A 26912-nucleotide genomic window follows, 5' to 3' on the forward strand; every position below is an offset into this window, starting at 1 on the left:
TTCAGGTATTCAGCGTTAAGGTAGTCAAGCCCGATCAAATTGGATAAAGGCTTTGAATCAGTTACCTCGCTATGTTTATTATCTCTTGGCTGCGCAGGCATTTAATTTAATTGCCGCTGTTTTGTCAGTTACTGTGGCTGCAATTGTGGGTTTAAAGCTTGCACCAACTCAGGCCTTGGCTACTGTGCCGTATGGTTTGCAGTTTTTAGCGATGTTACTGACGACTTTTATTTTTTCTTTCTTAATGAAAAAGCTTGGACGTCATCTGGTTTTCCAGTTTGGTTGTATCTGCCTGTTTTTGGCTGGTGTTCTAGGCTATCTGGCATTGCAGCAGCAACAGTTTTATCTATTATGCCTCAGCCATTTTTCACTGGGTTTATTTATCTCGACTGCGAATTTTTATCGCTTTGCTGCTTCTGATCGTTTGGCTGCCGATTTGATTCCAAAGGCAACTGCCATGGTGATCTCGGGCGGAGTGATTGCAGCAATTATTGCACCCCTATTGGCGATTCAATTTCAGCAGGTAGCAGGTCTACCCGATTTCACCGCTATCTATTTCATTTTTAGTCTCTTAGCCTTGTTGTTATCTCCAATCTTGTATGTATGGAACACAAAATTCCAACGCCAACAGACACAGCAGGTGGTGATTGAACCCACTCAGCGTAGCAAACTGCCAAGCACTTTGATTATCGCTGCCGTGATCAGTGGTGCTTTTGCCTACTATATTATGAATGTGATGATGATTATGTCTTCGTTGCATTTAAAGGAACATCATTCATTTCACTATGCTTCGATCTCCATTCAGTTGCATGTGTTGGCAATGTTTATTCCATCATTCTTTGTTTCTAAACTGATTCAACGATGGGGAACGTACACCACAATTTATGTGGGCTTTGCTTTACTGATGTTGTCGTCACTCATACCAATGCTGGGACAAGTTGGGCTTTATATTAATGCTGCCTTGATCGTTCTCGGCGTGGGCTGGAATTTCGCTTATTCAGGCGCCTCGACGTTATTGGCAGGTTTAAATGAGCAGCAAAAACATCGTGTGCAAGGAATTAATGAGACTGGAATTGCCTTATTTGCGACCTTAGGTGCATTTTTACCTGCCCCCATTTTGAGTGGTCTTGGCTGGATCAATGCCAACCTTTTAGCTTTATTTATGAGCTTCATGGTTTTTATTCTATTGCTGATTTTAAGTCGCCAAGGTCAAGCATCAAGCAAAGTTTCATCAAGCTAACCTAAACGGGTTTAAACACGTTAAAATACGGCTTTAATTGAAAGCTATAGATCGCCCTGTTATGACTGATGTGCCTGTAAATGATGAATATGAGCGCCGTTTTGCTGGTGTTGCCAAAATTTATGGAGAAAATGCGTTTGCACATTATGAGCAAAGCCATGTCATGGTGATTGGTATTGGCGGTGTGGGGAGTTGGGCTGTTGAAGCGTTAGCTCGTACGGGTATTGGTGAGCTCACTTTGGTTGATATGGATGTGGTGGCGGCATCGAATGTTAACCGTCAATTGCCTGCAATGAGCTCGACATTAGGACAAGAAAAGATTGAGATTATGGCCGAGCGTTGCCGTCAAATTAATCCACGTATGAAAGTGAATGTGATTGATGACTACCTTACGCCTGAAAATGTCAAAGAGATTTTAATTCCTGTTCCAACGATCATTTTAGACTGCATTGATGACGTTAAAGCCAAGTTTGCTTTGATGTTGCATTGTCGCTTTAACAAAATCCCGTTGATTGTGTCCGGTGGCGCTGGTGGAAAGCTGGATCCACTTAAGATTCGGGTGGCGGACTTATCCAAAACAGAACAAGATCCGATGTTGGCAAAGCTACGCACTCAACTACGTTCGAAAGGGATTTGTAAAAAACCAAAAGAGAAATTTGGCATCACTTGCGTATATTCGATTGATAATCCATTTTCAAGCGCAGAGATTTGCCCAAGCGCTGGTCTACGTTGTGGGGGATATGGTTCGGCAGTGGTAGTGACTTCAAGCTTTGCAATGGTCGCAGTGGCTGAAGTCTTAAAGAAACTGGATAAAATCAGAGTTTAAATAAACGTTGGACGGATTAAGCCTGAGGATATTGCGGTGCTAAACGGTAATAGCTATAAGTGACATTTGGATCTTTATAGACGTCATAGCTAGTTTGTTTATAGTCAGAAACCCATTGTGAGCCTGTAAAGCCGGCAATATGTCCGTAACGGTGCTTCTTGGTGCGGTGGATAATATAGATATCGCCTGGCTGCGGGTTGTTAAATTCAGGGGTGATTTTCTGATAACCAATCTGTTGTAAGGTACGTCCCCAGTCTGAGGCTGCAACAGGATGTTGAACGATATTGGCACCAGCAGATTGTAAAGCGATTCTGACGAATTTAGCACATTGAGATGAGCTACGATACGACGCACGTTTGGTCAACTTCTGAGAGAACTTACTCACATCAATTCCAGAAGTCGATGGCAGTTTTGGCATCTCTCGATAAGGAATAACCACCTGTTGCGAGGGTGGGTGAATCATACTGTGGTCTATTGAAGGTACATCATAAATCATTGTGAATCTCTACCGCATTTTCAAAACAACTGAACGTGTGCCAGAATCTCTAACGGAGCACATGGTAAGCGATAAATCTTCAAAAACCTAAAATGTAATGTAATAATATAACAAATTGATCGAATTATAATGAATTTTGAATGAATATTTTTTGAAGATCATCTTAATTATAAAAGGTTTAAGTTCTCTTTAAAGAAATCTTTCATATTTGTAAAATGATATTTCACACTGTGATGAAGTTGGCAATTTTAGAACATCAATTAAGATTGATGCTCTTTCAGATAATCTTCGGTTCTTTGCATTGCTGTTTGAATATTTTGAATTGCATGTTCAATATCAGCAATCGTTTTGGCATTGCCACCGCTAAGCGCTTGACGCCATTTTCTTGCACCAGGCAGGTTTTGGAATAGACCCAAAATATGTCGGGTGATAATCGACAAGGGTGCACCTTCAGCAACCCGCTGATGAATATACGGCATCATCTGTTGCATGATTTCGAAACGATCAGGTTCTTCCAGATTCCAGAGTTGTCCCATTTCGGCCAAAAGATATGGATTGTGATAAGCCTCACGACCAATCATGACACCATCTACATGGTGTAAATGTTGTTGTGTTTCTTCGAAAGTTTTGATGCCGCCGTTAATTTCGATGGTGAGGTGGGGGCGTTCTTGCTTCAAACGATAGACATCGTCATAACGTAAAGGTGGAACATCACGGTTTTCTTTAGGTGATAAGCCTTGCAAAATAGCAATACGTGCATGCACGATAAAATGAGTACAACCAGTTGCAGCAACCGTATCCACAAAATGCAGCATTTCTTCATAAGACTGCATATCATCAATCCCGATACGATGTTTCACGGTCACAGGGATTGACACTGCTTTTTGCATGCTATGAATACATTCGGCAACCAGATTTGGCTCAGCCATGAGACATGCGCCAATTTTATTATTTTGTACACGGTCACTTGGGCAGCCGACATTTAAATTGACTTCGTTGTAGCCCCAATCTTCTGCCATTTTGGTACAGGTCGCCAACTCTTGTGGATTGGAGCCACCAAGCTGTAAAACAATGGGATGTTCTTGTTGATTGAAGTCTAAATGACGATTTGCACCACCATAGATAATCGCACCTGTTGTGACCATCTCGGTATAGAGCACGACATTTGGATTAAACAGGCGCGCAAAATAACGATAATCTTTTGTTGTCCAATCCATCATTGGCGCGACGGAAATACGTGGCTTTAATGATTCAAGTGGTTGCATAAACAGTTCTCGGATGTGGACAAGCAAAGAAAGGGCAGCATTATACGAGTTTTGTGATCAATTCACCAATTATCCTCTGTAGGGCTTTGACTACAGCATTAGAATTTTACCCTTACAGAAAAATCGAACATCCTTGGCATCAACCGAAGCCGCATTGAATCATACTTCTCATGTCTGAATGCTCTAGAGACGGGTCATCACTCGAAAAAGATGAAAGCAGAGTCATGCTGACTTTTATATATTCTATTTTTGTGTGAGGATTCTCAAATGAGCACATTAAGTTTAGGCTTGATTCTATCGACTATAATAACAGTGATATCAACTATTTTTGCCGTATTAGGCGTGATCAGTTATTCCGGTGCCTTGTTGTTGATTATGTTTATCATATTTCCTATGTTCATGGTGCAGCAGTTAAAGTGGAATTTCTGAATCTGGCTTTTTTATTATTAAGCTAACTCGCTTTTAGTACATATAAGTGCTCAGCAGGTTGATTGTCCTTGGTCTAAAATTATTATATTCAAATAAAAAAACTAAATAGCATAGAGTAAATTCTAAGCAGTGTAATAGCGATGACTCAATGTTTTATATTCAAAAGTGATGCTATTTGTACATTTCGAATTTCAAAAAAAATTAAACCTTAAAATTATAAAAACATTTGATTTATATCCATTTTAATCATGCTTTTTTATTTTGCAAAGTATTTCTGGTGATTAAGCAAAGATCGGTGGGATATCGTTTTTAGCTGATCTAGATGTTGTAAAAGAAATACAATTATGTATCCAGCGCTGTAGTAAAATTAGCAGCGTATTTCATTGGTTTTTTTTACATAAATTTATACTTTGACAAGATCTACTCTATAAATATTAAAGGAACGATATGCACAACGCATTGATTGTAGATGATCATCCCGTTGCACGGTTGGCTGTTCGAATGCTTTTGGAAAAAGAAGGTATGACCGTTCTTGCAGAAACGGGGGATGGTTTGGATGCGGTTTCTTTAATTAAGCAGCTTGGGCCTGATTTAGTTGTGATTGACATTGATATGCCGTCTTTGAATGGTATTGAGGTTGTTCAGCGCTTGCGTAAAAATGGTTATCAAGGCGGTATGCTGATGCTCAGCGGCAAGGATGATGATCATTATATCAAACGCTGTGCGAGTGCAGGTGCCGATGGATTTATTAGTAAGAAAAATCAACTGGTTGAACTTCATGATGCGATTCGTGCGCTACGCGGAGGCTATGGCTATTTTCCGCGTGCCCTTGCACGTTTTCACGTTGCTGATGCGACCTTAACTGCTACTGATATTGAAAAGAATAAAATTGCTGAGCTTTCATCTAAAGAGTTGCAGGTACTCCTTTATTTAGCCAAAGGCGAAAAGGTGATTGATATCGGGGTGTTGATGCATATCAGTGATAAAACGGTGAGTACTTATAAAAGTCGCATGATGCAAAAGCTTGAGCTAAAAAATATGATGGAATTGTATGACTTTGCCCAGCGTAATCATTTGGTCTAAGGAATCATATGCCAAAACTGTGGATACTGGGTTGTGTCGTGTTCTGCCTGTTTTGCAATGCTGTACGGGCAGAGTCTCCACAACTGATGAAAGTTTTCAGTCGGGAAGCACCAATCCAGCTTGAATTTGAATTAAATGATAAAGATTGGCGTTGGCTCGGGAAAAAACAAGAAATAAAAGTAGCCGTCTATGACCCGAAAAATCCCCCTTTTGCTCTGTTATTAGAACCCGATGTTTTTGAAGGAATTGCAGCTGATTATACCTTGCTGATTGCCCATTCTTTAGGGGTTCGCGTCAAGATTCTACGTTATCCAGATCGAGATGCTGCAATTGATGGGTTGAATCAGGGGCAGGTCGATATGTTGATTGACTATGCCAATGATATTACGGATGAAACAGAGTTTAAGGCGAGTATTCCTTTCACACCTGACGCGATTGCTCTGGTCAGCCGAGAAGAAGTTTTAACACGAAATTTAAAAAAACCTCAGAATATACGAATTGCTTTGCTGAATGATTCTTTGTCTGATGAATGGGTCGCGAAATATTATCCTCAGGCAAAGACAGTCCGTTATGCCTCACCTGCAACAGCATTATCTTCTGTGGCGTTTGGAAATAATGATTATTTTATTGGTAGCTTTGCGACAGTAAGTTATTTGGTTGAACGCAATTACGACAATTTGCTATCAGTCGCTGAAATTTTGTCAACGGAAGAAACAGGACCACATTTTTTATTTAGAACCGATGAGAAGGTTTTACCACATACGGTCAATACGGTATTGGCGTCTATTCCGCCAGCACAGCGAAAAGCGATTTCACATCAATGGAGTTCAGGCTCTGATTTATGGCAGTTCCAGTCACGCTTGGCATTAACCGAACGGGAACAGCGCTGGTTAGATCAGAATCGAGAAGTACGCGTCGTTATTAATCCGCTCTATGCACCATTTACCATGCTGGATTCAAACGGACAGTTTTATGGGATTAGTGCGGATGTGCTGCGGTTGATTCACTTACGCACAGGCTTACATTTTAAGGCGGTTGAAGCCGATAACGTTGCAGAGATGTTCCAGAAAGTGAGCCAAAATGAAGGCGATCTGATTGCTGCGATGAGTTACAGTGATGAGCGAGATAAACATCTCATCTTTACTCGCCCTTACATTCAGCCTCCTTTTGTCTTGATTGTCAAAAATAGCACGACCGCACCGAAGGGATTATCGGAGGTTAAGAGTTTGGCAATCACGCCAGGTAATTCTTTGTGGGAATGGATAAAAACAGAATATCCGCAGATCAAATTGGTAAAAGCTGAGAATGCCAGCTTGGCAATGCAGTGGGTTAAAGAAAAAAAAGTAGATGGCGCCGTACATAATCTGATTGGTGCCAATTATATGATTGATAGTTATTTCCGTCATGAACTCAAGATTGCCACACGAATTGGGGATAACCTTTCACATATATCCTTTGCTGTACAACGGGATGAGCCTGAACTGTATAGTATTCTCAACAAGGCTTTAGCGGATATCTCCCCACGAGATATTTCGATGATCGCATATAAGTGGCAAGGAACACCTGCAGTTAAATTGAATACATGGACCGTATATCGTCGGGAGTTTTATTGGCTGGCAGGCATCTTTGTTGCTTTGGTTCTGATTTCGTTGAGCTGGAATTACTACTTACGACAAAAAATGAGTACACGTAAAAAAGCACAATTGAAGTTAAAGGAACAGGTCGAATTTAGAGAAACATTATTCAACAGTATGCTGGTACCAGTTTATGTGGTTGACCGAGAAGGAAATATTCTAAGCCGTAACCAGGCTTGGGAGGATTTTTTTAAGCTAGACAAAAAGCATTTAGACAAATTGGCACTGACCTCATCTTTGCACCCGCTCGCGATTGTTTATTCAACCCTACAAGAGATGCTTAATGATCCGTATGGATCACCGTTATTAAGACATCGTTATACCATTAAGAATGGTGATGAGATGTGTGTAATCATCCATCAGGCAGTTCCATACATGGGAATAAATGGAGAAGTTGTTGGGTTTATTTGTAGTTGGCAGGATATTACCGAGCATGAAGCACTGTTACTCGAACTGTCGTCAGCGCGAGAAAGGGCAGAACAGGCAAGTCGGACTAAAAGTACATTCTTGGCGACCATGAGCCATGAGATCCGTACGCCAATCAGTGCCATTATTGGTTTACTTGAACTCACAGTGACCAATAAAACGTTTACTCAAACCGATATGGAAGCCGTACATGTTGCCTATGAGTCAGCCAAATCGCTTATGGATTTAATCGGTGAAATTTTGGATATGGCTAAAATTGAGTCTGGAGAACTTGAACTAGCGCCAAAATGGACTGATTTTGATGAATTGGTACAACCTATCGTCCGCGTATTTGAAGGATTAGCACGGCAAAAGAATCTGACCTTATCTAGTCATATTGATGCCAGGCATCCAGATGAAATATTTATTGATCCGATGCGTTTGCATCAAGTGCTTTCTAATTTAATTAGCAATGCGATCAAATTTACAGAGCAAGGCTCGATTGAGATCGGGATGAAATGCTTACGTAAGAAAGATCAACATATGGTTTTGGAGCTGATTGTCTCCGATACTGGTGTAGGGATTGCAGAAGAAGATCAAGGGCAAATATTTACCCCATACAAACAATCTGATGCTGGGAAAATGCAAGTGGGTACAGGGTTGGGGCTGGCGATATGTATGCAATTGGTCAAAATGATGGGCGGCGTGATTACGCTACGCAGTGAGCAAGGAAAAGGAACGCATATTACAGTGCATCTTCCAGTTGAACACCGCCAATTTCAACCTGTATCCGTTGAGAGTGTCACGATGGCCGCAGATCGTATGCAACCCTTGAGTATTCTTGCTGTAGATGATCATCCCGCTAATCGACTATTGCTCAAATCTCAACTCACACGTTTGGGACATTTTGTGATGGAGGCTGAGAATGGAGAACAAGCCTTACAGCTATGGCGTAAACATGATTTTGATTTGGTGATTACTGATTGTAATATGCCAATTATGGATGGAATGACCTTGACACGCTTGTTGCGTCAGGAAACTACTAGGCCCGTGACGATTTTTGGGCTCACCGCAAATGCCCAAGCTGAAGAGCGTGCACGTTATTTGGCTGCGGGGATGGACGATTGTCTGTTTAAACCCTTGCAACTCGCACAATTAGAAACACTTTTAAATACCGTATTTCGGCATGTAGTTCAAAATAAACCAGCGCAGAAGCAATTAGCGAGTCTGGTTGATTTAAGTGTTTTACGTCATTTAGTGAATGATAATACTGAGCTGTTGCAGCAGTTGTTGTTGACGACACGCAATGAAAATATCAAAGATATACAACAGGCTCGTTCACTCATCGAGAAGCAAGATAATATTGGCTTAGCTCGATGTTTTCACCGTATGGCTGGAGCGGCACAGATTTTAGGTGCATCAGATGTTGAACGACATTGTCGTGAACTGGAACGTTATGCTGAAAATACGGCAGATTTTGAATTGCTTTATCAAAGAACTGGTCCAGTGTTAGAGCTTGTCATGCAGTTCAACAATGCAATAGACGATTTCATTACCAATGAAAAAACAGATGAACAGCAGATTTAAATATTGATTCAGTTAGGTGACTGAATCGATTCATGCGATGTATCTATAAGCAATCAATAAAGACCGTATTCAATGATAGGTGAGGAGCATAACCGCCAGATTTTTTTCTTCGTCTAGATATTTTAGTTGCGAATCAGATAGAACCTTAGACTCCGATACGGTATGGTTTGTTCTTGAACAATCTAATTGTATTTTTTGATTTATTTGCGAAACCTGACAATGAGATTCCTCGATAATTGCACCATGAAAATAAATTTCCCCTGTAGAACTTGCAAAGATCAATGAAGTCATCAAAAAATATAATATTAAGCTAAGGGCGAGTGCTATTCTGGGCATGATAAGACTTCCAAATAAACAACCCAATGAGTCAATAACTCAATGGGTTATGGTTTTAATTTTGGAGTGAATGGTAGTAGAAATGGGGTGTTTTCTTTATCGGAAGTGGATGGTTAATCTGTCAGGTTTAAGTCTTTATTTTTGAATCTAAGCCGTAAATATTTGTAGGGAATGGATGACAAAATAAAAAATGAAAAATAATCATTTTAATCGTTGATGAATATCTCAGTCTTGTAGTCGCTCCCCTACATTGAAATCATTGTTACGCTACATTATTTATATCGCTTGATGATATATCCCTTTATTTAACCTATACATAATATGACTCAAAGCGGTGTGGAATAGACGTGATCTAAAAATCGAGTCTATTGCTTTGGGTCGCACATTAGCGCCGTTCAGAAATTCATAGTCAAAATTTCGAGATGCAATAATGGAAAAGTGGGTGTGTAAAGAATGTGGTTTATATCAAAAAGTGAACCCTAAAATGATTAAGGCTGGACAGCGGGTTTATTTCTATAAAAATAAAAACCATATCAATCGTTTTTTTGAACACGTCGATATCAATATCGTTAGAGGTGTTGTTTTGAGTAAGCGAGGTCGTTTTGTTACGGTTTTAGGAAGTGGAAAGATCTCTAAAGTACTGAATGATGATGTCTATACTGAATGTGCCCCGATGCATTTTATTTATAATATGTTTGGTACTTGTGAATGCTGATTTGCTTTTAACTCCAAGTCAGATGCTATAACCCTAGGTTTTTTTTAAGAAACATTTCACGTGGTTGTAGACGTGTTTTTAATTTTAACGAACCCATCATAACTATTTGAATTTTGATCTTGGGATTGAGCAGGAGGGGATGCTGTTTGAGAACTCTGATTTATAAAGCTATTGAGCTGAGATAAGCATCATATTTAAATATTTTGAGAAACACCCCCATCTCCAAGGTCTGAATTTTTAGAGATGAGGATCCGTATTCAGGAGACTGCAACGCGATTTCTTTTCGTCAAAAGATAATCCAACAAGCTAAACAGCATACAGGCGAAAACAAGGCTGATTCCTGTTAAACAGGTCATACGCCAACCGCCATGATTCCAAGCAAAAATACCCAGTGCTGAACCACATGCACCGCCCGTGAAGTATGCCGTCATATAGATGGCATTGATACGTGATTTTGCATCAGGACGTAAACGGAAAATAACACTTTGATTGCTGGTATGAACTAAGGCCAAAGCCAGTTGGATCAGTGCAAATCCAAGGATATAGCTGAACAAGAAACGTTGTCCGAAATAGAAAAATATCCAGCTTAAGATGAATAAACCACAGCCAATCCATGTTAGTTGATTGGTATAACCTTGGTCAGCATATTTACCGACATATTGCGTAGAGAGGGCACCAAAGATACCGACCAAAGTGACCATGCCAATAAAGAGGTCTGGCAGGTGGTGGGCTGATGTAAGCAGTAGAGCGATGGTTGAATACAAGATACTCACGGCAGCAAAAGCAAAGCCACCCGCGAGTGCGCGTAACACCAAACGCTTCTCTTGTTTTAACAGTTGTGCCATTGAAGCGAACACTTGCCCATAATTCATTTTCATGCGCATGGCATAAGGCAAACGACTTTTTAAGGCATAAGCCAAGATCAGCATCAATACACCACTGACCACATAAATGACTTTCCAGTGGAATAAATTCGAAAACAGTCCCGCCAGACTGGTTGAAAGTAAAATACCAACCAGCAGTCCACTCATTAAAAAGCCAACCACTTCACCTGTCTTTTCGGGTTTTACCGTCATGGTTGCAAGAGGAATTAGAACTTGTGCTGCGACTGAGAATAGTCCGGCCATCACGGTTCCAAGCCAGAGCATGGGCAAATTGACTGAGAATGCACTGATAAACAAACCTACAGCGCATAATCCCATCAGCAAAGGAATGAACTTGGTTTTATTCACCACGTCGCCCATCGGCACGATAAACAATAAGCCCAATGCATAAGACACTTGAGCAAAGGTCACCGTAAGTGCAGCTTGACCTTCGGTCACAGCAAAATACTGCTGGATGGAATGAATCAGCGGTTGACTATAATAGTTGGCACCCGCACATAAACCACATGCTGCAGCCATAAACCATAGTAAGGTTCTATTCTGACTAATATCTTGAGGGGCAGACATAATTTTCTCGATCACTGATTTATGCGGTATAGGCAGTTGCTTCAACTTCGATTTGCATGCCTTGCAATGCCAAACGAGACACAGGAATCAGGGTGCATGCTGGGAAAGCATGGTTTTTCCATAAATCTTGCATGATTTGAATCAAAGCCTGATGTTTTTCAGCACTGTGATTCACAATAAGAATGCGTAAAACCGCGATATCCGTAATTTGCGCATGGACTGAAGTTAGAGCGTGTTGAATATTATAGAAGACTTGTTGTACCTGTTGGTCAAAATATTCTGACAGTTCACCATTTTTATTTTCACCACCTTGGCCTGCGATATGAATGGTCCGCAGATTCGGTGGTACAACGGCAATATGACTATAACCATTAGGACGAGGGTCATAAAGCTCAGCTGGATTTATTATTTCAAATAGAGTTGTGTTGATCCGATTCATCACTAAAACATCATGCTGGAGATAGAGACTATTGAGTATCAAAGCTCAAGTTAGCTTTAGGTCAAGTGAATTTCGAATCTAAATCAACGATCGATGGCAATAAAAAGACTATTTTTTAGAATTTTAATTTTTAAGGAGATCAAAAGTTACTAGGATTGCTCAGAATGTTTAATTTTTGCACCAATATTGTGCAATAAAAAAGCTTTTGCTAGACAAAACCATACAAATATCACTTGAAAAAATGCCGATTCAAGTTTTTTTAACTCTTTTAGATTTTTCTGAATGATCCGCTGTATACAATTCAGATTTATTGATAAGGCGAAATCACAGTGGATTGCCTTAATTTAATTGCTTCCTATCAATTCACTGCTAAAAAGTAGCCGAAACGACCAATAAAAGTTCAGAGAAGCCAATCCTTCGCAGCAACTGCATGATTATGATGCCGATTCAGCCGACCTATCGTTACAAGCTAAAAGAAACGATCCAATCTAGTGAAACGGATTTGGTCTAATTGTGACGATGATCGGGATGATGAGTCGATTTATTCAATGAATGCCGCTTTTATCTTTCGTGTCAGAAAGGGAAATGCATAAAAAATAGATGGATTGATAGCGAGAGTAGTCGAATTTTTACATTCATAAAATATGAAAAACAAGGTTTGACTGATCAAAAGGCAAACCTGCGGATCATACAAGCTAAAAATGTGAATGTGAATCATCAGTTCAAAATATAGGTATTTATTAAATAAATATTGGGTGGAATTTTAAAAAAGTTCCATTAGAATCCAAATTTCTACAAAGAATACTCCTGGGGGAAACATTGCTATTTGCGATGTTTACTTAAGAAAAACTAGCTTGAGGAACGCTCATGCAGATCGGAATCCCAACCGAAACTATCCTCGGTGAAAGTCGCGTAGCGGCAACACCAGAGACAGTTAAGAAGTTGATTAACGCAGGTCATAGTATTGTCATTCAACGTGGTGCTGGTGTTAAAGCGGCTTACATTGACAGTGCTTATGAACAAGTTGGCGCAACCATTACGGACGATGCTTATACAGGCAGCCAAATTATTTTGAAGGTACGTGCCCCTAAAGGCGATGAAATTCAAAAACTTGCGGCGAATACTACTGTAATAGCAATGTTTGACCCTTACCGCAATCCAGAACTCGAGCAGTTTGCTAATCAGCAAGTGTCTGCTTTTGCTCTAGAATTACTTCCACGTACACTTTCACGTGCACAAAATATGGATGTACTTTCTTCTCAAGCAAACTTGGCGGGTTATAAGTCTGTATTGTTAGCTGCGGCTGAATATCAACGTATGTTCCCAATGTTAATGACGGCTGCAGGTACTGTGAAACCTGCCCGTGTTGTGATTATGGGTGTTGGTGTTGCGGGTCTTCAAGCGATTGCGACTGCAAAACGTTTGGGTGCAGTGGTTGAAGCAACTGACTTACGTCCAACAGCTAAAGAGCAGGTTGAGTCTTTAGGCGGTAAATGGCTTGATGTGCCAATGTCTGATGAAGAAAAACAACGTGCTGCTGAAGCTGCGAAAAGCGGTTATGGTTGGCAGCCGGGTGAGCAATACATTAAAGATCAAGCTGCGATTGTAGATAAAGCGGTATCAAATGCTGACATCGTAATCACTACTGCATTGATTCCAGGTCGTAATGCTCCGCGTTTAATTAAAGCTGAAACCGTTGCCAAAATGAAACCGGGTTCTGTCATTTTAGATATGGCAGTTGAGACTGGTGGTAATGTTGAAGGTTCTAAAGAAGGCGAAACAGTAACAACTGAAAATGGCGTGAAAATTTTGGGTATTCCAAACATTCCAGGCACAGTTGCAACTGAAGCATCTGCATTGTATGCACGTAACGTTTTTAACTTCCTTGAGACATTATTCGACAAAGATAAAGCTTTTGCGATCAATCAAGAAGAAGAAATCCAAAAAGCGTTACTTGTGACACATGGCGGTCAAGTACTGCTTAAGCGCGGTTAAGGGAGAGTTCTCATGGTTGAAACGATTACAATTTTCGTCCTTGCTATCTTCGTGGGTTATTACGTGGTTTGGGGTGTAACACCTGCGTTACATACACCACTTATGGCAGTAACCAATGCGTTGTCTTCAATTATTGTTGTTGGAGCAATGATCCAAACTGTGGGTATGCCAGTGATTGGATTAGATGCAAATGTTGCATTTCAAAGCGTAAACGTAGTCAGTGTCCTTGGTGCGATTGCTGTGTTCTTGGCAAGTATCAATATCTTTGGTGGCTTTGCTGTAACTGCGCGCATGCTTGAAATGTTCAAGCCAAAGCAAAAGAAAAAAGAGGGCTAATCGATGGAATTTATTCGAGACTATGCGGAATGGTTCTACCTGATCGGTGCCGTCCTTTTTATCTTAACCTTACGTGGTTTGTCAGGTCCTAAGACTGCGATTGCAGGTAACCGTTACGGCATGATCGCTATGGCGATTGCTGTAGCAACAACGTTCTTTGTTGCAGAACATCCTGTCGTTTGGATGATCGTTGGTGCAATGGTATTAGGTGGTATTGTTGGTATCGCTCGTGCGAGAACGGTTCCAATGACGCAAATGCCTGAAACAGTTGCATTGATGCACTCATTGGTCGGTTTGGCTGCGGTATTAATTGCAATTGCTGCAATTTTGCATAACAACCAATTGACGGCATTATTTGCTGAAAATGAAGCTGCATTAACTGCTGCTGGCGTACAACATGCTCATATGAGTAAGGTTCATTTATTTGAATTGTTTGTTGGCTGCTTTGTTGGTGCAATTACTTTTACTGCGTCAGTATTTGCTTACGGTAAATTAGCTGCGAAGAAATGGGCAAAAACCATTTCTGGTGCATGGGTTAAACCTGTTCAAGCACTTATCTTTACTGCAATGCTTGCAGCAGGCATCATGTTCTTCTTAACGAATAATATGACTGCATTCTGGGCGATGACAGCACTTGCACTTGCATTTGGCTGGGTATGGATTGCACCAGTCGGTGGTGGTGATATGCCAGTTGTGGTATCACTTTTAAACTCGTTCTCTGGTTGGGCTGCAGCAGGTATTGGTTTCACACTTGAAAACAATATGTTGATCGTTGCGGGTTCATTGGTTGGTTCTTCTGGTGCGATTCTTTCTTACATCATGTGTAAGGCGATGAACCGTTCAATCATCAACGTATTGTTTGGTGGTGCAATGGGCGGTGCAGCAGTTGCATCAGCAGATAAAGGTGAGCAAGTTCAACGTAACCACCGTTCTGGTTCAGCAGATGACGCAGGCTTCCTGATGTCAAATGCAGACAGCGTTGTGATTGTACCGGGTTATGGTATGGCGCAAGGTCGTGCACAGAATGCGGTGAAAGAATTGTGTGAAATCTTGAAAGAACAGGGCGTAAAAGTTCGCTTCGCGATTCACCCAGTTGCAGGTCGTATGCCTGGTCACATGAACGTATTGTTAGCAGAAGCAGATGTTGCTTATGAAGACATCTTGGAAATGGATGAGATCAACTCAGATTTCCCTGCAACAGACGTAGTACTTGTTATTGGTGCAAACGACGTTGTGAACCCTGCGGCGAAAGACGATCCGACATCACCGATTTACGGTATGCCGATCCTTGAAGCACACAAAGCACGTACTATCATGGTGATCAAGCGTTCTATGGCGACAGGTTATGCTGGCCTAGACAATGACTTGTTCTACAATGAAAAAACTATGATGATCTTTGGTGATGCCAAGAAAGTTGTGGAAGATATGACTAAAGCCATCAATGGTGGTGGTCACTAATCTGACCTAAAGCAAGATTGTAAAAGCCACCTTTGGGTGGCTTTTTTATTTGGGATGATTTGTTTTAAATAAACTTTTCTACAAGGTTTATTGATTGCTGATACAGATCACGTGCCAGTTGCTGATTTTTTGCATGTGAAGATTTCCAGTCAGGCATATGTGCACTCACATATTCTCCATTACGCTTTGCCCATTCATCTCCAATTGCCATTTGGCTGATCAGATTTGCAGGAACGGAGGTTGGAACTAAGCCGAGTTTCATTGCTGCATAAACAGGTTTAGGCAGGTCGCGATAAATATCAGAGGCGACTCCACCAGGGTGTAAGGCATTGTTGGTGATTGAGCTATCTGCCAGTTGTTCTGCGAGAGCATTACTCAGCAATAAATTGGCAAGCTTGGATTGCCCATAATAAAACAGGGGATTATAAAAACCTTCTGCACGGAATTTATTAGGTTTAATTGAGCCTGCCCAGTGTGCAATCGAAGCCAAATGAACAATACGAGCTTGAGGAGATTGTTGTAAAACAGGGAGTAATTTTTGCGTCAATAAAAAATGACCGAGATAATTGACACCAAATTGTTGCTCGAAACCATCGGCTGTCAACTGTTTAGTCTTAGCAAATAAGCCTGCATTGTTGATCAACACATCCAGATTGCCATAGCGATCTGCAATTTCATCTGCTGCTTTTCGGGTAAGTTCAAGACTATTTAGATCGAGAGAAACTAGATCAACTTGCCCTTGATCCAGTGCGCGTAATTTGTCTTGTGCTTGTTGTGCTTTTTGAGGATTTCGGCACGCCAGAATGACATGTTGCCCTTGTTTGACCAATTGTTCTGCCGTGGCAAAACCAATACCTGTATTGGCACCTGTAATCAGTATTTTCACTTCCTGTACTCCAGTTATGCTATTTCTTAGTGGGATTTCAAGAATCTGTATAGTGCTGTAGTTTTGACAATTTGTCATGTCAAATTTAAATGTGAGTGATGATTGGTATCTTAATGGGTGGGATATATCTAACAGCGTCTAGCAATCTTCGTGGCCATGAAATGTATTACTAGTTTTCTTTTAAAATCAATCGAAGTAAGTATCTTCGGGTAATTGTTGTAGTAAATCGAAGAATTGATCGATTTGCTCTTGAGTTACACGAGCTGTTGAAATCGGTGGTAATTCATCCTTACTAAAGAAACCTACCTCAGAGGTTTCAATACTCGGTCTTAAGTCTCCAGCTATAATCTCACACCAAAAGAATGCCTTATAAACATGCAGGAACATCGCTGGGTGAGGGTGTTTTCTTCGATCTGTGAGCGCCAGTAATCTGGTGGCTTTTACCGCTAGGCCAGTTTCCTCTAACACTTCTTTTTCGGTATTCTCGGCTGCTGAATAGCCAACATCTGCCCAACCACCAGGAATCGACCATAAACCATCCTGTGTTTCTTTGACTAATAGCAATTTATTGCCTTTAAATACGACTGCACGTATATCTATTTTCGGTGTTGCATAACCAACGTCTTGAAGAACATTCGGAATAAAGTTGTTTGTATCAATTTCTTTTAATTCAATTAGGGTGCGGACGTGATCAAGTAGTTGCTCATAACGCTCTTTATCGTACACGTCTTTGCTGTAGTACAAACCTGATTGCGCTAATCCTGTAATCTTATTGAGTGTTTCAATCCATTCTGTTGAATCTTTCATCTTATTTTTAGCTGTGATTAAGCAGAGAGTTTAATACTAGCATTGCTATTAAATTTTACAACGAGCAGTTGGGGCGCGCATTAAGTCGGCTTATGCTTGCTTGTGTTTAGAGATCTCTTTTGATTGATGTGTGTCATATATAAAAAAAGCGACCTATTCGGTCGCTTTTTTTGAGAGCTTTACGCTACAGATTCGGGTGCACGCCATAAGCTTTCTAAGTCGTAGAACTTACGCGCGGTTGGTAACATCACATGTACAACAACGAAACCGAGGTCGATTAAGATCCATTCAGCATCGCGTTCACCTTCGACACCGATTGGGCGGAAACCTGCTTTACGTGCTTCATCAGCAACATTGTCTGCAAGTGCTTTGACATGACGAGTTGAAGTACCGCTTGCAATCACAATTGCATCGGCAACATTGCTAATCGTACTTACGTCAAGTTCAAGAATATCTTTGGCTTTTACATCAGTGAGAGCTTCATGTACAACTTTTAGGCAAGCTTGTACATCTTTGTTCGCTGTTTTGATTTTTAGGTCGTGAGAATTAGAAGCGCTGGGCGATGGTTCTAAATTCATAGAGGGTATATTTTCCTGACAATTACTCATCATCAAATATACCGTTTTTCTCTAAAAAGTTCAAATTTTAGCAGTAACAGTTTATGTATTCACATCATTGGAAAAATACTTCTTTTTCCATGCAAAAGATTGATCTGACTGGGTTTTTGGTCGGTATTCAGCAGCAATAAGACCTCGATAGTCACTTTGTAGTAACCAGTCAAAGATTTGTTTATATGGGATATTTCCTGTATCGGGTTCATGGCGGCTTGGACAGTCGGCAAATTGAATATGCCCAATTTGATGTAAGTTTTCTTGTAAGCCTGCCAAAACATCTTCACCCATCATCGCCATATGATAACAGTCATACTGCATTTTCAGTGCAGGATGGTTGACCGCTTCCAGCATTTCTTGCGCTTGAGCAATGTTTTGAACTAAAAAACGTGGCATATCGGTGCCATTAATCATTTCCAAAACGGGTTCAATGCCTTGTTCAGTTAACATGTGACAAGCCAGTTTTAGATTGTTCGAGAGGGTATTGAGGCAAGGGAGTAAATCGGCATCATGGGGTTGCTTACCTGCGAGAATATTCACGCGTGGAACATTCAGTGCATTGGCATAGCGAATCGCCAGTTCAAGTGCTTGGTGAAACTCGACTTCGCGGCCAGGTATACCGGCAAGCCCATTGCCACCCTGCATGAGATCACCTGCCGGAACGTTAATCAGACAGAGGGAAAGATTGTATTGTTCAAGTTGGGTTCGAATATCAATAATGTCTAATTCATAAGGAAATTGAATTTCCACATGCTGAAAACCATGAGTATGCGCCAAAGCAAAACGCTCAATTAAAGGGACTTCAGTGAAAATCATTGATAAATTGACTGCAAGATGGCTCATGTTCGGACTCCCTGAATCAATAGATCCTATTTATTGTTCTATAATTTTGATGATAGTCGCTAAATCCTTATCAGCAAAGCCATTTTCTTGGTGAGCTTGTAACTGTAGTAGAGCTTTTTGTGCAACAGGTATCTTTAAGTTAAAACTTTGTGCGAGCTGTAACGCATTGTTTAAATCTTTGGATAGTGTTTGCACCTTCCATTGCACAGGCTCAAAGGTCTGTGTCGCCATACGTGGTGCGAGGATTTGAAAAGGTTTTGAGTCAGCAAAACCACCTGCCAACGCAGGTGCGAGGAGAGATGTATCGACGCCAGCCTGATCTGCAAGTGCCACTGCTTCAGCAATTAAAGTGCTGTTGGCGGCGACAATCAATTGATTACAAATCTTGGTGGCTTGCCCTGTGCCAGTTTCTCCCATACGGGTGACACGTTGTGAGAGTACATTGTAAATAGGGCTAAGCTGTTCAATTGTTTTCGCATTACCACCGGCAAAAATGACCAAGGTCCCTTGTTCCGCGCCCATGGTTCCGCCTGATACGGGAGAGTCAATCCACGTGACCTGTTGCTGTTGAGCGGATAAGGCCAATTGTTGTGTTGCTGCTACCGATAAGCTGGAGAAATCCACGAGGACCTGTTCAGCCTTTAAATAAGGTTGAATTTGGGCAAAAACACTTTCTACGGCTTGATCATCAGCTAAACAAGTGAGAATAACGGGATAGTTTGCGATTTCATGCAATGCTAATAAGCTTGCACCTTGTTGCTGGAGTGGTTCACATGCATGTGGGCTGCGGTTCCATACCGCGACGGAATAACCTGCTTGTAATAATCGGCTGGTCATGCGTGTGCCCATTAAACCCATACCTAGAAATGCGATTGGTGTTTGTTGATTAACATGCATGTGAATATACCCAAGTTGTGATTATTTATATTGGCGTGGTAGGAATTGAATCTCTGGATTCTTATCCTTTTTACGCGCAAGACTACTGTTTTTACCTAATAGCAGCTTAAGTTGCCAAAGTTTTTCTAAGCGCAATGCTTTTTCTGGTTGGTGTTCCATCGCATCTAAGACACGTTTGGCTGCCATGATGGCATCTGGTGAACGTTGTAAAATTTCTTCAGCAATGATGTTCGCTTTCGCTAATGGATCATTGTCTAAATGGGTCACTAGACCAATTTGTTTTGCATATTCAGCATCAAAGATACGTGCGGTCAACGTCAGCTCTTTGGCCAAATCAACACCAATCAACCCTTTTAACGAGCGAGTGAGTCCCATATCTGGTACTAAGCCCCAGCGACTTTCCATGATTGACATTTGGGTACTTGGCGTTGCAATACGGATATCTGCTGCGAGTGCTAACTGCATACCTGCACCGAAGCAATAGCCTTCGATTGCTGCAATGACTGGGATGGGTAAGTTTTGCCAAATCAGGAAGGCTTTTTGGAACAAGCTTTGGCCTGGTTTGATCAACTCCCATGCAGCAAAAGCTGTATTTTTAGGATTGTTTAAATCAGAGAGGTCGATGCCTGCACTGAAAACATGGGCTTCACCAGTCAGGATGACACAACGGATTGAACGATCTTTTTCAATTTTTTTTGCAGTCGCCACCAATTCTTTCAGTAATGCAAAACTCATTGCATTGCGTTTGTCAGGTCGATTTAGGGAGACTGTTGCGATTCCATTGTTCTTTTCAACGCGTAAAAGTGCCATCTGTCTTACTCTTATTGTGTTTGATGAGGCAGCATAGCATGAGTCTTTAGCTGGAAACATGACAGGGCAGTCACAAAAAGGACTGCTCTTATTTTCATCATTGTTTGTGTTATATGTCCCAACTCGCTGTGTTACGAGTCGTGGGCATGTAGAATCAAGTTGGCTGCTTGTCTTACCTGTTCAATCGCAGTACTGAGCTCATTGAAACGATGTGTGGTTTCACGGATAAACACATCATCTGCTTTACGGCGTTCTTTGCGTAAGGTCGAGACAAATTGTTCAAACTCACCTGACACTTGCTGTAAGTTTGGCGTACCGACATATCGTGTTGCACCATAAAGGCGATGTAGGACATGCTCGAGTTGTGGAAAATCCTCCATCTCGATCAATTGCTGCATTTCCGCCAGCTCTGTATCAAAACTATCCACCAGCATATTCAATAGATCTTGTGCCAGATCTTCTTTGTTGGCAGCAAGTTGAACGCTTTGTTGCCAGTTCAGGATTTGAGGGTCGATCGATTCAATTGGACGTTTAGGTTCAATATTCGCAGGCTGAGTACTGAAATTATTTTTGGTCCAATGGGTCAGGATTTGAATGATTTGCTCCATCTGAATCGGTTTGGTCACATAATCATTCATACCGACTTTGAGCAGCTTCTGCTTTTCATCAGCCAGCGCATGCGCTGTAAGGGCAATAATTGGCAGTTGCATGCCATTATCAAGTGTTGACTCCAATGAGCGAATTGCACGAGTGGTATCAATCCCTGACATGACAGGCATTTGAATATCCATAAAGACCAAGTCAAACGGCGGCGATTTTTGTTCGATTCGCTCTTGAATAATGTCGAGGGCTTTCTGGCCGCTTAACGCTTTGGTGGTGGTGACATTGAGTTCGCCGAGTAAGGCTTCAAGTACAATCAAATTAGGCAGATGATCATCCACTGCCAAGATGTGTAAACCTTGACCATTAAAGTCTTCAGGTTCTTGTTCAAAAACGGGCTCATTGCCGAGCAGTTGTACCAACTCACGACGACTTAGCGGTTGATACAGTGGGCGCGCGCGGTATTCATTGAGCATGTTGGGTTCAAGGCTCATCTGATAACCATAAACAGCTAGGTTGCCATGGTAGCGTTGACGAATCTCTTTGAGTAAGGCCTCTGTATCACCACTATGATCGACGATCAGCCAAGTATTCTCTTGTTGGTTGAGATGATTTAAACGGCTAAAGAGGTCCAGAATCGATTGTGTCTCTATGTGGGAGACATGGTAATTTTCTAAATATGAACGCAGTACGCTGGCCGTGGCAGGGTGGGCAAGATATGACACCACTTGCAGATGGTCGAAATGAGGATGTTCAACAAACTCATCTTGTTCTTCAACTTTAAATGAGGCGGTAAACCAGAAGGTTGAGCCTTTCTCTGTTGGTGCGCGTTCTTGGTTGTCTTCAAAACCGATTTGACCATGCATCAAATGCACCAGCTGTTTGGAAATCGCTAAACCTAATCCAGTACCACCAAATTGACGGGTAACCGATGCATCGCCTTGAGAGAACGATTCAAACAGCTTTTTACGATCAGTGCCGCTGAGGCCAATTCCGCTGTCTTGGACACTAAAGTGCAGTAAACATTGTCCAATTTCATCATCTTCCATACGTACACGCACAATGATCTCACCATCAGGCGTGAATTTGATTGCATTAGAAATCAGGTTGGTCAGGATTTGTTTAAAGCGTAATGCATCTCCCACCACATGCTTTGGAATATTCTCTGCGTAATAGAAGGCCATGTTGATATGCTTTTGTGCCGCTAGGGGCGAGAGCATATCCATAACATCGAAAATGGCTTCTTCAAGGTCAAATGGGGCAGTCTCAAGTTCGAGTTTACCTGCATCAATTTTAGAGAAATCCAGTACATCATTGATCAGTGCCAATAAATGTGCAGATGATTTTCGAATAGTTTGCAGGTAAAGATTCTGTTCATTGCTCAGATTTTGCTGACGCAGCAGTAAATGAATAAAGCCATCAATACTGTTCAGTGGCGTTCTAAGTTCATGGCTGATGTTGGCCAAAAACACCGACTTGGATTGATTTGATGAAATCGCTTGGTCACGTGCCTGACGATAGGTAATGTTCTGAACTTCTAAGGTGTCGAGTGTGCGACGTAAATCTTCTTCAGTTTGTTCAGTATGTTCTTTTAATTCAAGGAAACTAAAGTGCAGACGTTTCACTACATTGGCGATATCACGCTGTAATAAACGTAATTCACCGGTACTATTCACCACAATATGTTGATCTAGCGTATCGGCATTTAAGCGTTGCATCTGCATGCGGATTTCATACAGCGGTGCGAGCCAGCGACGTGAAAAGACATTTAAACAGAACAGTAGAATTAATAGGGTGATGAGTCCAGTGACCACCAATGAAAGCAGGATTTTATAGCGCGCCAGCTCAAGGGGCTGATTGTCTAATTCAATCATTAACCAAACTGAGTTAGGGTTGCCGCTGTCCAGCTTTGAACCATAGATGCTGTTGTGGTTGTGGGCAATGGGTCCAAAGAAGTTACTATTTTCTGGAAAATTTGGCCAAAAGCGGTTGTTTTGATAGCCAACGCTTAAATAGGTTTGCCCACGAGTATCAATAAGCACTGCGCGCTGTAAGTTTTTTTCATCAAACATTTTTTGCATGATGTTTTGGGCACGATCATATTGATCAGGTTGCTCTTGCACCAAGCGTAATAAATCATTTGCGGTTTGATGGTAGCGTGCCAAAATGGCCGAAGCATCCGAACGTTGTTGTGATTTTGCGGAGCTTGTGGTTTCGGATAAAACCCAAAGAATTCCAACACCTGTCAAAATTGCAATCGGCACTAAAATAAGTGCAATCAATTGCCCATAAGCATGATTCAGGCGTAAGCGTTTCGATATGGTCTTATTGAAATTTGACATAGTACGGTCAGATTTATCATTCTGCGCAACATCTTAGCACGCTTTGTGAAAATCAAGGACATCTGCTTGCCAATAAAAAGCATAGTGAAAAGGTGCAGTATCTCTATTTTTTTCATACAATAGTCGCCACCTTGATATCGGTGTCGATCATGACGAATACGCAAACTGATTTTTTAGCAGATGATTTTTTACTGGATTACTATGTCGGTAAAACCCCTTTGGTGCGTTTGCAGCGTTTAGCGTGTCATACCCAAGCCACGGTATTAGCAAAATTAGAAGGGAATAACCCTGCGGGTTCGGTGAAAGACCGTCCGGCTTACAACATGATTGTGCAAGCAGAAAAGCGTGGCCAAATTCAACCAGGTGATACCTTGATTGAAGCGACCAGCGGGAACACTGGAATTGCTTTGGCCATGGTTGCAGCGATGCGTGGCTATAAAATGAAGCTGATCATGCCGAACAACATGAGCCAAGAACGTAAAGATGCAATGTTGGCTTATGGTGCAGAACTAATTGAAGTCACGCAGCAACAAGGGATGGAAGGTGCCCGCGATCTTGCTTTGCAAATGCAGGCAGAAGGTCAAGGTTTCGTCCTCAATCAGTTTGGTAACCCAGATAATGTAGAAGCACATTATTTGACGACAGGTCCTGAGATCTGGAAGCAAACAGGTGGGAAAATTACTCACTTTGTCAGCTCAATGGGCACGACAGGGACGATTATGGGCGTCTCTAAATATTTAAAAGAACAAAATCCAGACATTCAGATTGTCGGCCTGCAACCTTCTGATGGTTCCAGCATTGCTGGGATTCGCCGTTGGTCTGAAGAATATTTGCCAACGATTTTTGATCGCAGTCGTGTCGATCGTATTATCGATATTCCACAGATTGAAGCAGAAAAAACCATGCGTAAACTGGCGCGTACTGAAGGCATTAGTGCAGGCACCTCTTCAGGCGGTGCGGTATGGGCATCGATTAAAATTGCTGAAGAAAATCCTGATGCGGTGATTGTCTGCATTATCTGTGATCGTGGGGATCGTTACTTATCGACGGGCTTATTTTCAGTTCAAGATGAAGACTAAAACCCTGTCTTACACTGTTATAATTACAGCTCACCTTGGGTTAAAGGGAACTGTGTTGCAGCTTCGGCAGGTCGTTTGAATATGAATTTGCGTTTTCCGATTTTAATTTTTGATATTGAAACACTGACTGATATAAAAGCTGGTGCACATCTTTATCATCTTGACTTGCCTGAAAGTGATGTAGAACAAGCGTTGACCAAAATTCGTCGTCAAGAGTCGGGCATGGATTTTCAACGACTGCCATTGCATGAAATCGTTTGTATTTCTGGGCTGTGGATCGATGAAAAAGGTTTTCGCCTGTTTTCATTTAGCCAGGAACAAAACAGCGAAGCTGAAATGTTGACCAAGTTTCTGTCTATTTTTGATAAGAAGCAACCGACCTTGGTCAGTTGGAATGGTTCACAATTTGATTTGCCTGTGATTTTATTTCGTGCCATGTATCATGGGCTTTCCGCGCCAAGTCTATTTGATCAAGGCGAAATTGATCAGCAAAAGCGTTTTAATAACTATCAAAACCGTTATCACCATCGTCATGTTGATCTGATGGATGTCATGGCGATGTTTAATGGTCGCAATTTTCAAAAATTGGATGATATTGCCTGTTTGCTCGGTTTCCCTGGGAAACGAGGCGAGTCTGGCTATCATGTACCCGAATATGTTCGTACGGAACAGTGGTTGAAATTGACCAGCTATTGCGAAGGGGATGTGCTGAATACTTGGCTAGTGTATTTACGCTGGTTGTTACTCAAAGGGCAGCTCAATCAATCCGATCATCAGCATTTGGTTCAATCAACGGTTGATTATTTACAAACGCAAACGCAACAAACAGAATTCTTACAGGTATGGCAGCAGTCATCGCAATATACTGTATTCACCGCAGATACTTTTGCGCCAAAAAATTAGGTTCATCTTTTGAAACACAAAGCCAAACAACGTCCCGCTCAATATCCAACCTATACCTTTCAGATTGAAGCTTTTTCACATGAGGGGCGTGGTATTGCGCATTATGGAACGCATCCAGATCATCCTAAAGAAAAGCAGGGCAAGAAAGTTTTTATTCGTTATGCCTTGGTGGGTGAGACGGTACAAGCCAAAATCACCAATCAGACCACACGTCTAGAAGAAGCGGATATGATCACGCTTGCAAGTGATGCGGCGCAGGAACGTGTTGATCCGATTTGCCCGCATTTTGGTGTGTGTGGCGGTTGTAGCTTGCAACATATTCATCCTGACCAACAGATTTTACTTAAACAGAATGTTTTAAAATCCCATTTACAGCATTTTGCGGGTCTGCAACCTGAGCAATGGTTGGACCCAATACGTTCTGTCAAAACGGATTACCGCCGTCGTGCCCGAATCGGGGTACGTTATATGGCGAAACAGGATCGTTTGGTGATGGGGTTTCGTGAGCATCACAGCAATCATTTGACTGCCATTCAGCAATGTAAAGTATTGGATCAAAGTTTATCCGAAACTTTACCAGAATTGAAAAAACTACTCGAAAGTCTAACAGGCAAGGCGCATATTGGTCATATAGAATTGGCGATGGGCGACAGCGAGGTTGCACTGCTGGTTCGTCATTTAGATGAATTAAATGTGTCGGATGTCAACCAATTACGTCAATTTACGTTACTCAAAGGATGGCAGTTGTATTTGCAACCTAAAGGGGGAGAGAGTTTACATCGCGTAGATGATTCACAAGCTCCAATGCGTTTGCATTACAGTTTGGATGATTTTGCAGTCAAATTTGCGTTTTCACCTTTAGACTTTACCCAAGTGAATAGTGGTGTAAATGCACAAATGATTCAGTTGGCATGTGAATTGCTTCAGTTACAGGAAGGGGAAAGAGTACTTGACCTATTCTGTGGGTTAGGTAATTTTTCTTTACCCATTGCACGTTGTGTGGGTGAGACAGGTCAGGTGGTCGGCGTTGAGGCGAGTGACGAGATGGTGCAACGAGCAACTGAAAATGCGAAAGCTAATCAGTTGTCACAGGCAGCATTCTTTTCACAAGATTTAACAAAAGACTTTTCGCATCATTCTTGGGCGAAACAAGGATTTGATGCATTATTAATTGATCCTCCACGATCAGGTGCATTTGAAGTCATGCAATATGTACCAAAGTTTGGAGCAAAAAGAATCGTTTATGTTTCATGTAACCCATCAACACTGGCAAGGGATGCAGGTGTACTGGCACAATATGGCTATCAATTGAAGAAAGCTGCGGTAATGGACATGTTTACGCATACTGAACATGTTGAATCGATTGCCCTGTTTGAAAAAATTGAGCGTCGTGAAAAAATCGAAGAGATAAACGATTAAAAAATGAGTTACATATCCAG

General features: G+C 41.5%; 22 protein-coding genes. 11 read left to right on the forward strand and 11 right to left on the reverse strand.

From position 1 onward, the window contains the following. Window positions 1–52: 52 nt before the first annotated feature. Window positions 53–1240: an MFS transporter gene (locus MMO42_RS16510; protein ID WP_241321373.1), complete on the forward strand. Its 1188-nt coding sequence runs from the start codon at window positions 53–55 to the stop codon at window positions 1238–1240. 61 nt (window positions 1241–1301) lie between these two features. Then, window positions 1302–2066, forward strand: a complete 765-nt coding sequence (locus tag MMO42_RS16515; protein WP_241321374.1) for a tRNA threonylcarbamoyladenosine dehydratase — start codon at window positions 1302–1304, stop codon at window positions 2064–2066. Between the two features lie 16 nt (window positions 2067–2082). Here the strand turns inward: MMO42_RS16515 and MMO42_RS16520 are convergent, their stop codons facing one another. After that, window positions 2083–2562: a CHAP domain-containing protein gene (locus tag MMO42_RS16520; protein ID WP_241321375.1), complete on the reverse strand. Its 480-nt coding sequence runs from the start codon at window positions 2560–2562 to the stop codon at window positions 2083–2085. Window positions 2563–2822: 260 nt separating this feature from the next. Continuing rightward, window positions 2823–3827, reverse strand: coding sequence for a tRNA dihydrouridine(20/20a) synthase DusA (gene dusA / locus MMO42_RS16525; protein WP_241321376.1), 1005 nt, complete (start codon window positions 3825–3827; stop codon window positions 2823–2825). 876 nt (window positions 3828–4703) lie between these two features. Between dusA and MMO42_RS16530 the strand changes: the two genes are divergently transcribed. From MMO42_RS16530 to MMO42_RS16540, 3 genes are all read left to right on the forward strand, one after another. Then, window positions 4704–5339 (forward strand): response regulator, encoded by a 636-nt coding sequence (locus MMO42_RS16530; RefSeq protein WP_241321377.1) that lies wholly within the window; start codon window positions 4704–4706, stop codon window positions 5337–5339. Between the two features lie 8 nt (window positions 5340–5347). After that, window positions 5348–8965: a transporter substrate-binding domain-containing protein gene (locus MMO42_RS16535; RefSeq protein WP_241321378.1), complete on the forward strand. Its 3618-nt coding sequence runs from the start codon at window positions 5348–5350 to the stop codon at window positions 8963–8965. A gap of 766 nt (window positions 8966–9731) precedes the next feature. Further along, the gene (locus MMO42_RS16540) at window positions 9732–10016 is read left to right on the forward strand and encodes a hypothetical protein (RefSeq protein WP_241321379.1); all 285 of its coding nucleotides are present in this window, start codon (window positions 9732–9734) and stop codon (window positions 10014–10016) included. A gap of 257 nt (window positions 10017–10273) precedes the next feature. On the opposite strand, the gene MMO42_RS16545 is transcribed toward MMO42_RS16540, so the two are convergent. Continuing rightward, window positions 10274–11467 (reverse strand): MFS transporter, encoded by a 1194-nt coding sequence (locus MMO42_RS16545; protein ID WP_241321380.1) that lies wholly within the window; start codon window positions 11465–11467, stop codon window positions 10274–10276. A gap of 19 nt (window positions 11468–11486) precedes the next feature. Further along, window positions 11487–11906 carry a Rid family hydrolase gene (locus MMO42_RS16550; RefSeq protein WP_241321381.1) on the reverse strand — a complete coding sequence of 140 codons (420 nt, stop codon included), beginning with the start codon at window positions 11904–11906 and terminating at the stop codon, window positions 11487–11489. Between the two features lie 867 nt (window positions 11907–12773). Here MMO42_RS16550 and MMO42_RS16555 point away from each other — a divergent pair. Genes MMO42_RS16555 through MMO42_RS16565 form a run of 3 tightly spaced genes read left to right on the forward strand, consistent with a single transcriptional unit; the run spans window position 12774 to window position 15695 of the window. Then, on the forward strand, window positions 12774–13901 hold the full coding sequence (locus MMO42_RS16555; protein WP_241321382.1) for a Re/Si-specific NAD(P)(+) transhydrogenase subunit alpha: 1128 nt from the start codon (window positions 12774–12776) through the stop codon (window positions 13899–13901). 12 nt (window positions 13902–13913) lie between these two features. After that, window positions 13914–14237: a proton-translocating transhydrogenase family protein gene (locus MMO42_RS16560; RefSeq protein WP_005051598.1), complete on the forward strand. Its 324-nt coding sequence runs from the start codon at window positions 13914–13916 to the stop codon at window positions 14235–14237. A gap of 3 nt (window positions 14238–14240) precedes the next feature. Beyond that, complete coding sequence (locus tag MMO42_RS16565) at window positions 14241–15695, forward strand: NAD(P)(+) transhydrogenase (Re/Si-specific) subunit beta (RefSeq protein WP_241321383.1); 1455 nt, start codon at window positions 14241–14243, stop codon at window positions 15693–15695. 64 nt (window positions 15696–15759) lie between these two features. Here MMO42_RS16565 and MMO42_RS16570 read toward each other — a convergent pair whose 3' ends face one another. From MMO42_RS16570 to MMO42_RS16600, 7 genes are all read right to left on the reverse strand, one after another. Next, window positions 15760–16572, reverse strand: a complete 813-nt coding sequence (locus MMO42_RS16570) for an SDR family NAD(P)-dependent oxidoreductase (RefSeq protein ID WP_277603373.1) — start codon at window positions 16570–16572, stop codon at window positions 15760–15762. A 195-nt stretch (window positions 16573–16767) separates the two neighbouring features. Next, complete coding sequence (locus MMO42_RS16575) at window positions 16768–17388, reverse strand: NUDIX hydrolase N-terminal domain-containing protein (protein WP_241321384.1); 621 nt, start codon at window positions 17386–17388, stop codon at window positions 16768–16770. Window positions 17389–17567: 179 nt separating this feature from the next. Continuing rightward, window positions 17568–17966, reverse strand: a complete 399-nt coding sequence (rsfS, locus tag MMO42_RS16580; RefSeq protein ID WP_004774663.1) for a ribosome silencing factor — start codon at window positions 17964–17966, stop codon at window positions 17568–17570. A gap of 81 nt (window positions 17967–18047) precedes the next feature. Further along, the gene (locus tag MMO42_RS16585; protein WP_005291788.1) at window positions 18048–18842 is read right to left on the reverse strand and encodes a TIM barrel protein; all 795 of its coding nucleotides are present in this window, start codon (window positions 18840–18842) and stop codon (window positions 18048–18050) included. A gap of 30 nt (window positions 18843–18872) precedes the next feature. Then, on the reverse strand, window positions 18873–19739 hold the full coding sequence (locus MMO42_RS16590) for an NAD(P)-dependent oxidoreductase (RefSeq protein WP_241321385.1): 867 nt from the start codon (window positions 19737–19739) through the stop codon (window positions 18873–18875). A gap of 21 nt (window positions 19740–19760) precedes the next feature. Then, complete coding sequence (locus MMO42_RS16595) at window positions 19761–20549, reverse strand: crotonase/enoyl-CoA hydratase family protein (RefSeq protein WP_241321386.1); 789 nt, start codon at window positions 20547–20549, stop codon at window positions 19761–19763. Between the two features lie 131 nt (window positions 20550–20680). Then, window positions 20681–23491, reverse strand: coding sequence for an ATP-binding protein (locus MMO42_RS16600; protein WP_241321387.1), 2811 nt, complete (start codon window positions 23489–23491; stop codon window positions 20681–20683). Window positions 23492–23640: 149 nt separating this feature from the next. On the opposite strand from MMO42_RS16600, the gene cysM reads away from it, so the two are divergent. The 3 genes from cysM to rlmD all read left to right on the forward strand — a co-directional run bounded on the left by cysM (window position 23641) and on the right by rlmD (window position 26892). After that, window positions 23641–24570 carry a cysteine synthase CysM gene (gene cysM / locus MMO42_RS16605; protein ID WP_241321388.1) on the forward strand — a complete coding sequence of 310 codons (930 nt, stop codon included), beginning with the start codon at window positions 23641–23643 and terminating at the stop codon, window positions 24568–24570. 87 nt (window positions 24571–24657) lie between these two features. After that, window positions 24658–25473, forward strand: coding sequence for a 3'-5' exonuclease (locus MMO42_RS16610; protein ID WP_241321421.1), 816 nt, complete (start codon window positions 24658–24660; stop codon window positions 25471–25473). Between the two features lie 9 nt (window positions 25474–25482). Further along, window positions 25483–26892, forward strand: a complete 1410-nt coding sequence (gene rlmD / locus MMO42_RS16615; protein WP_241321389.1) for a 23S rRNA (uracil(1939)-C(5))-methyltransferase RlmD — start codon at window positions 25483–25485, stop codon at window positions 26890–26892. The last annotated feature ends 20 nt before the right edge of the window (window positions 26893–26912 follow it).

This window comes from Acinetobacter sp. ANC 3882, from assembly GCF_022549545.1.
Classification (GTDB): domain Bacteria; phylum Pseudomonadota; class Gammaproteobacteria; order Pseudomonadales; family Moraxellaceae; genus Acinetobacter.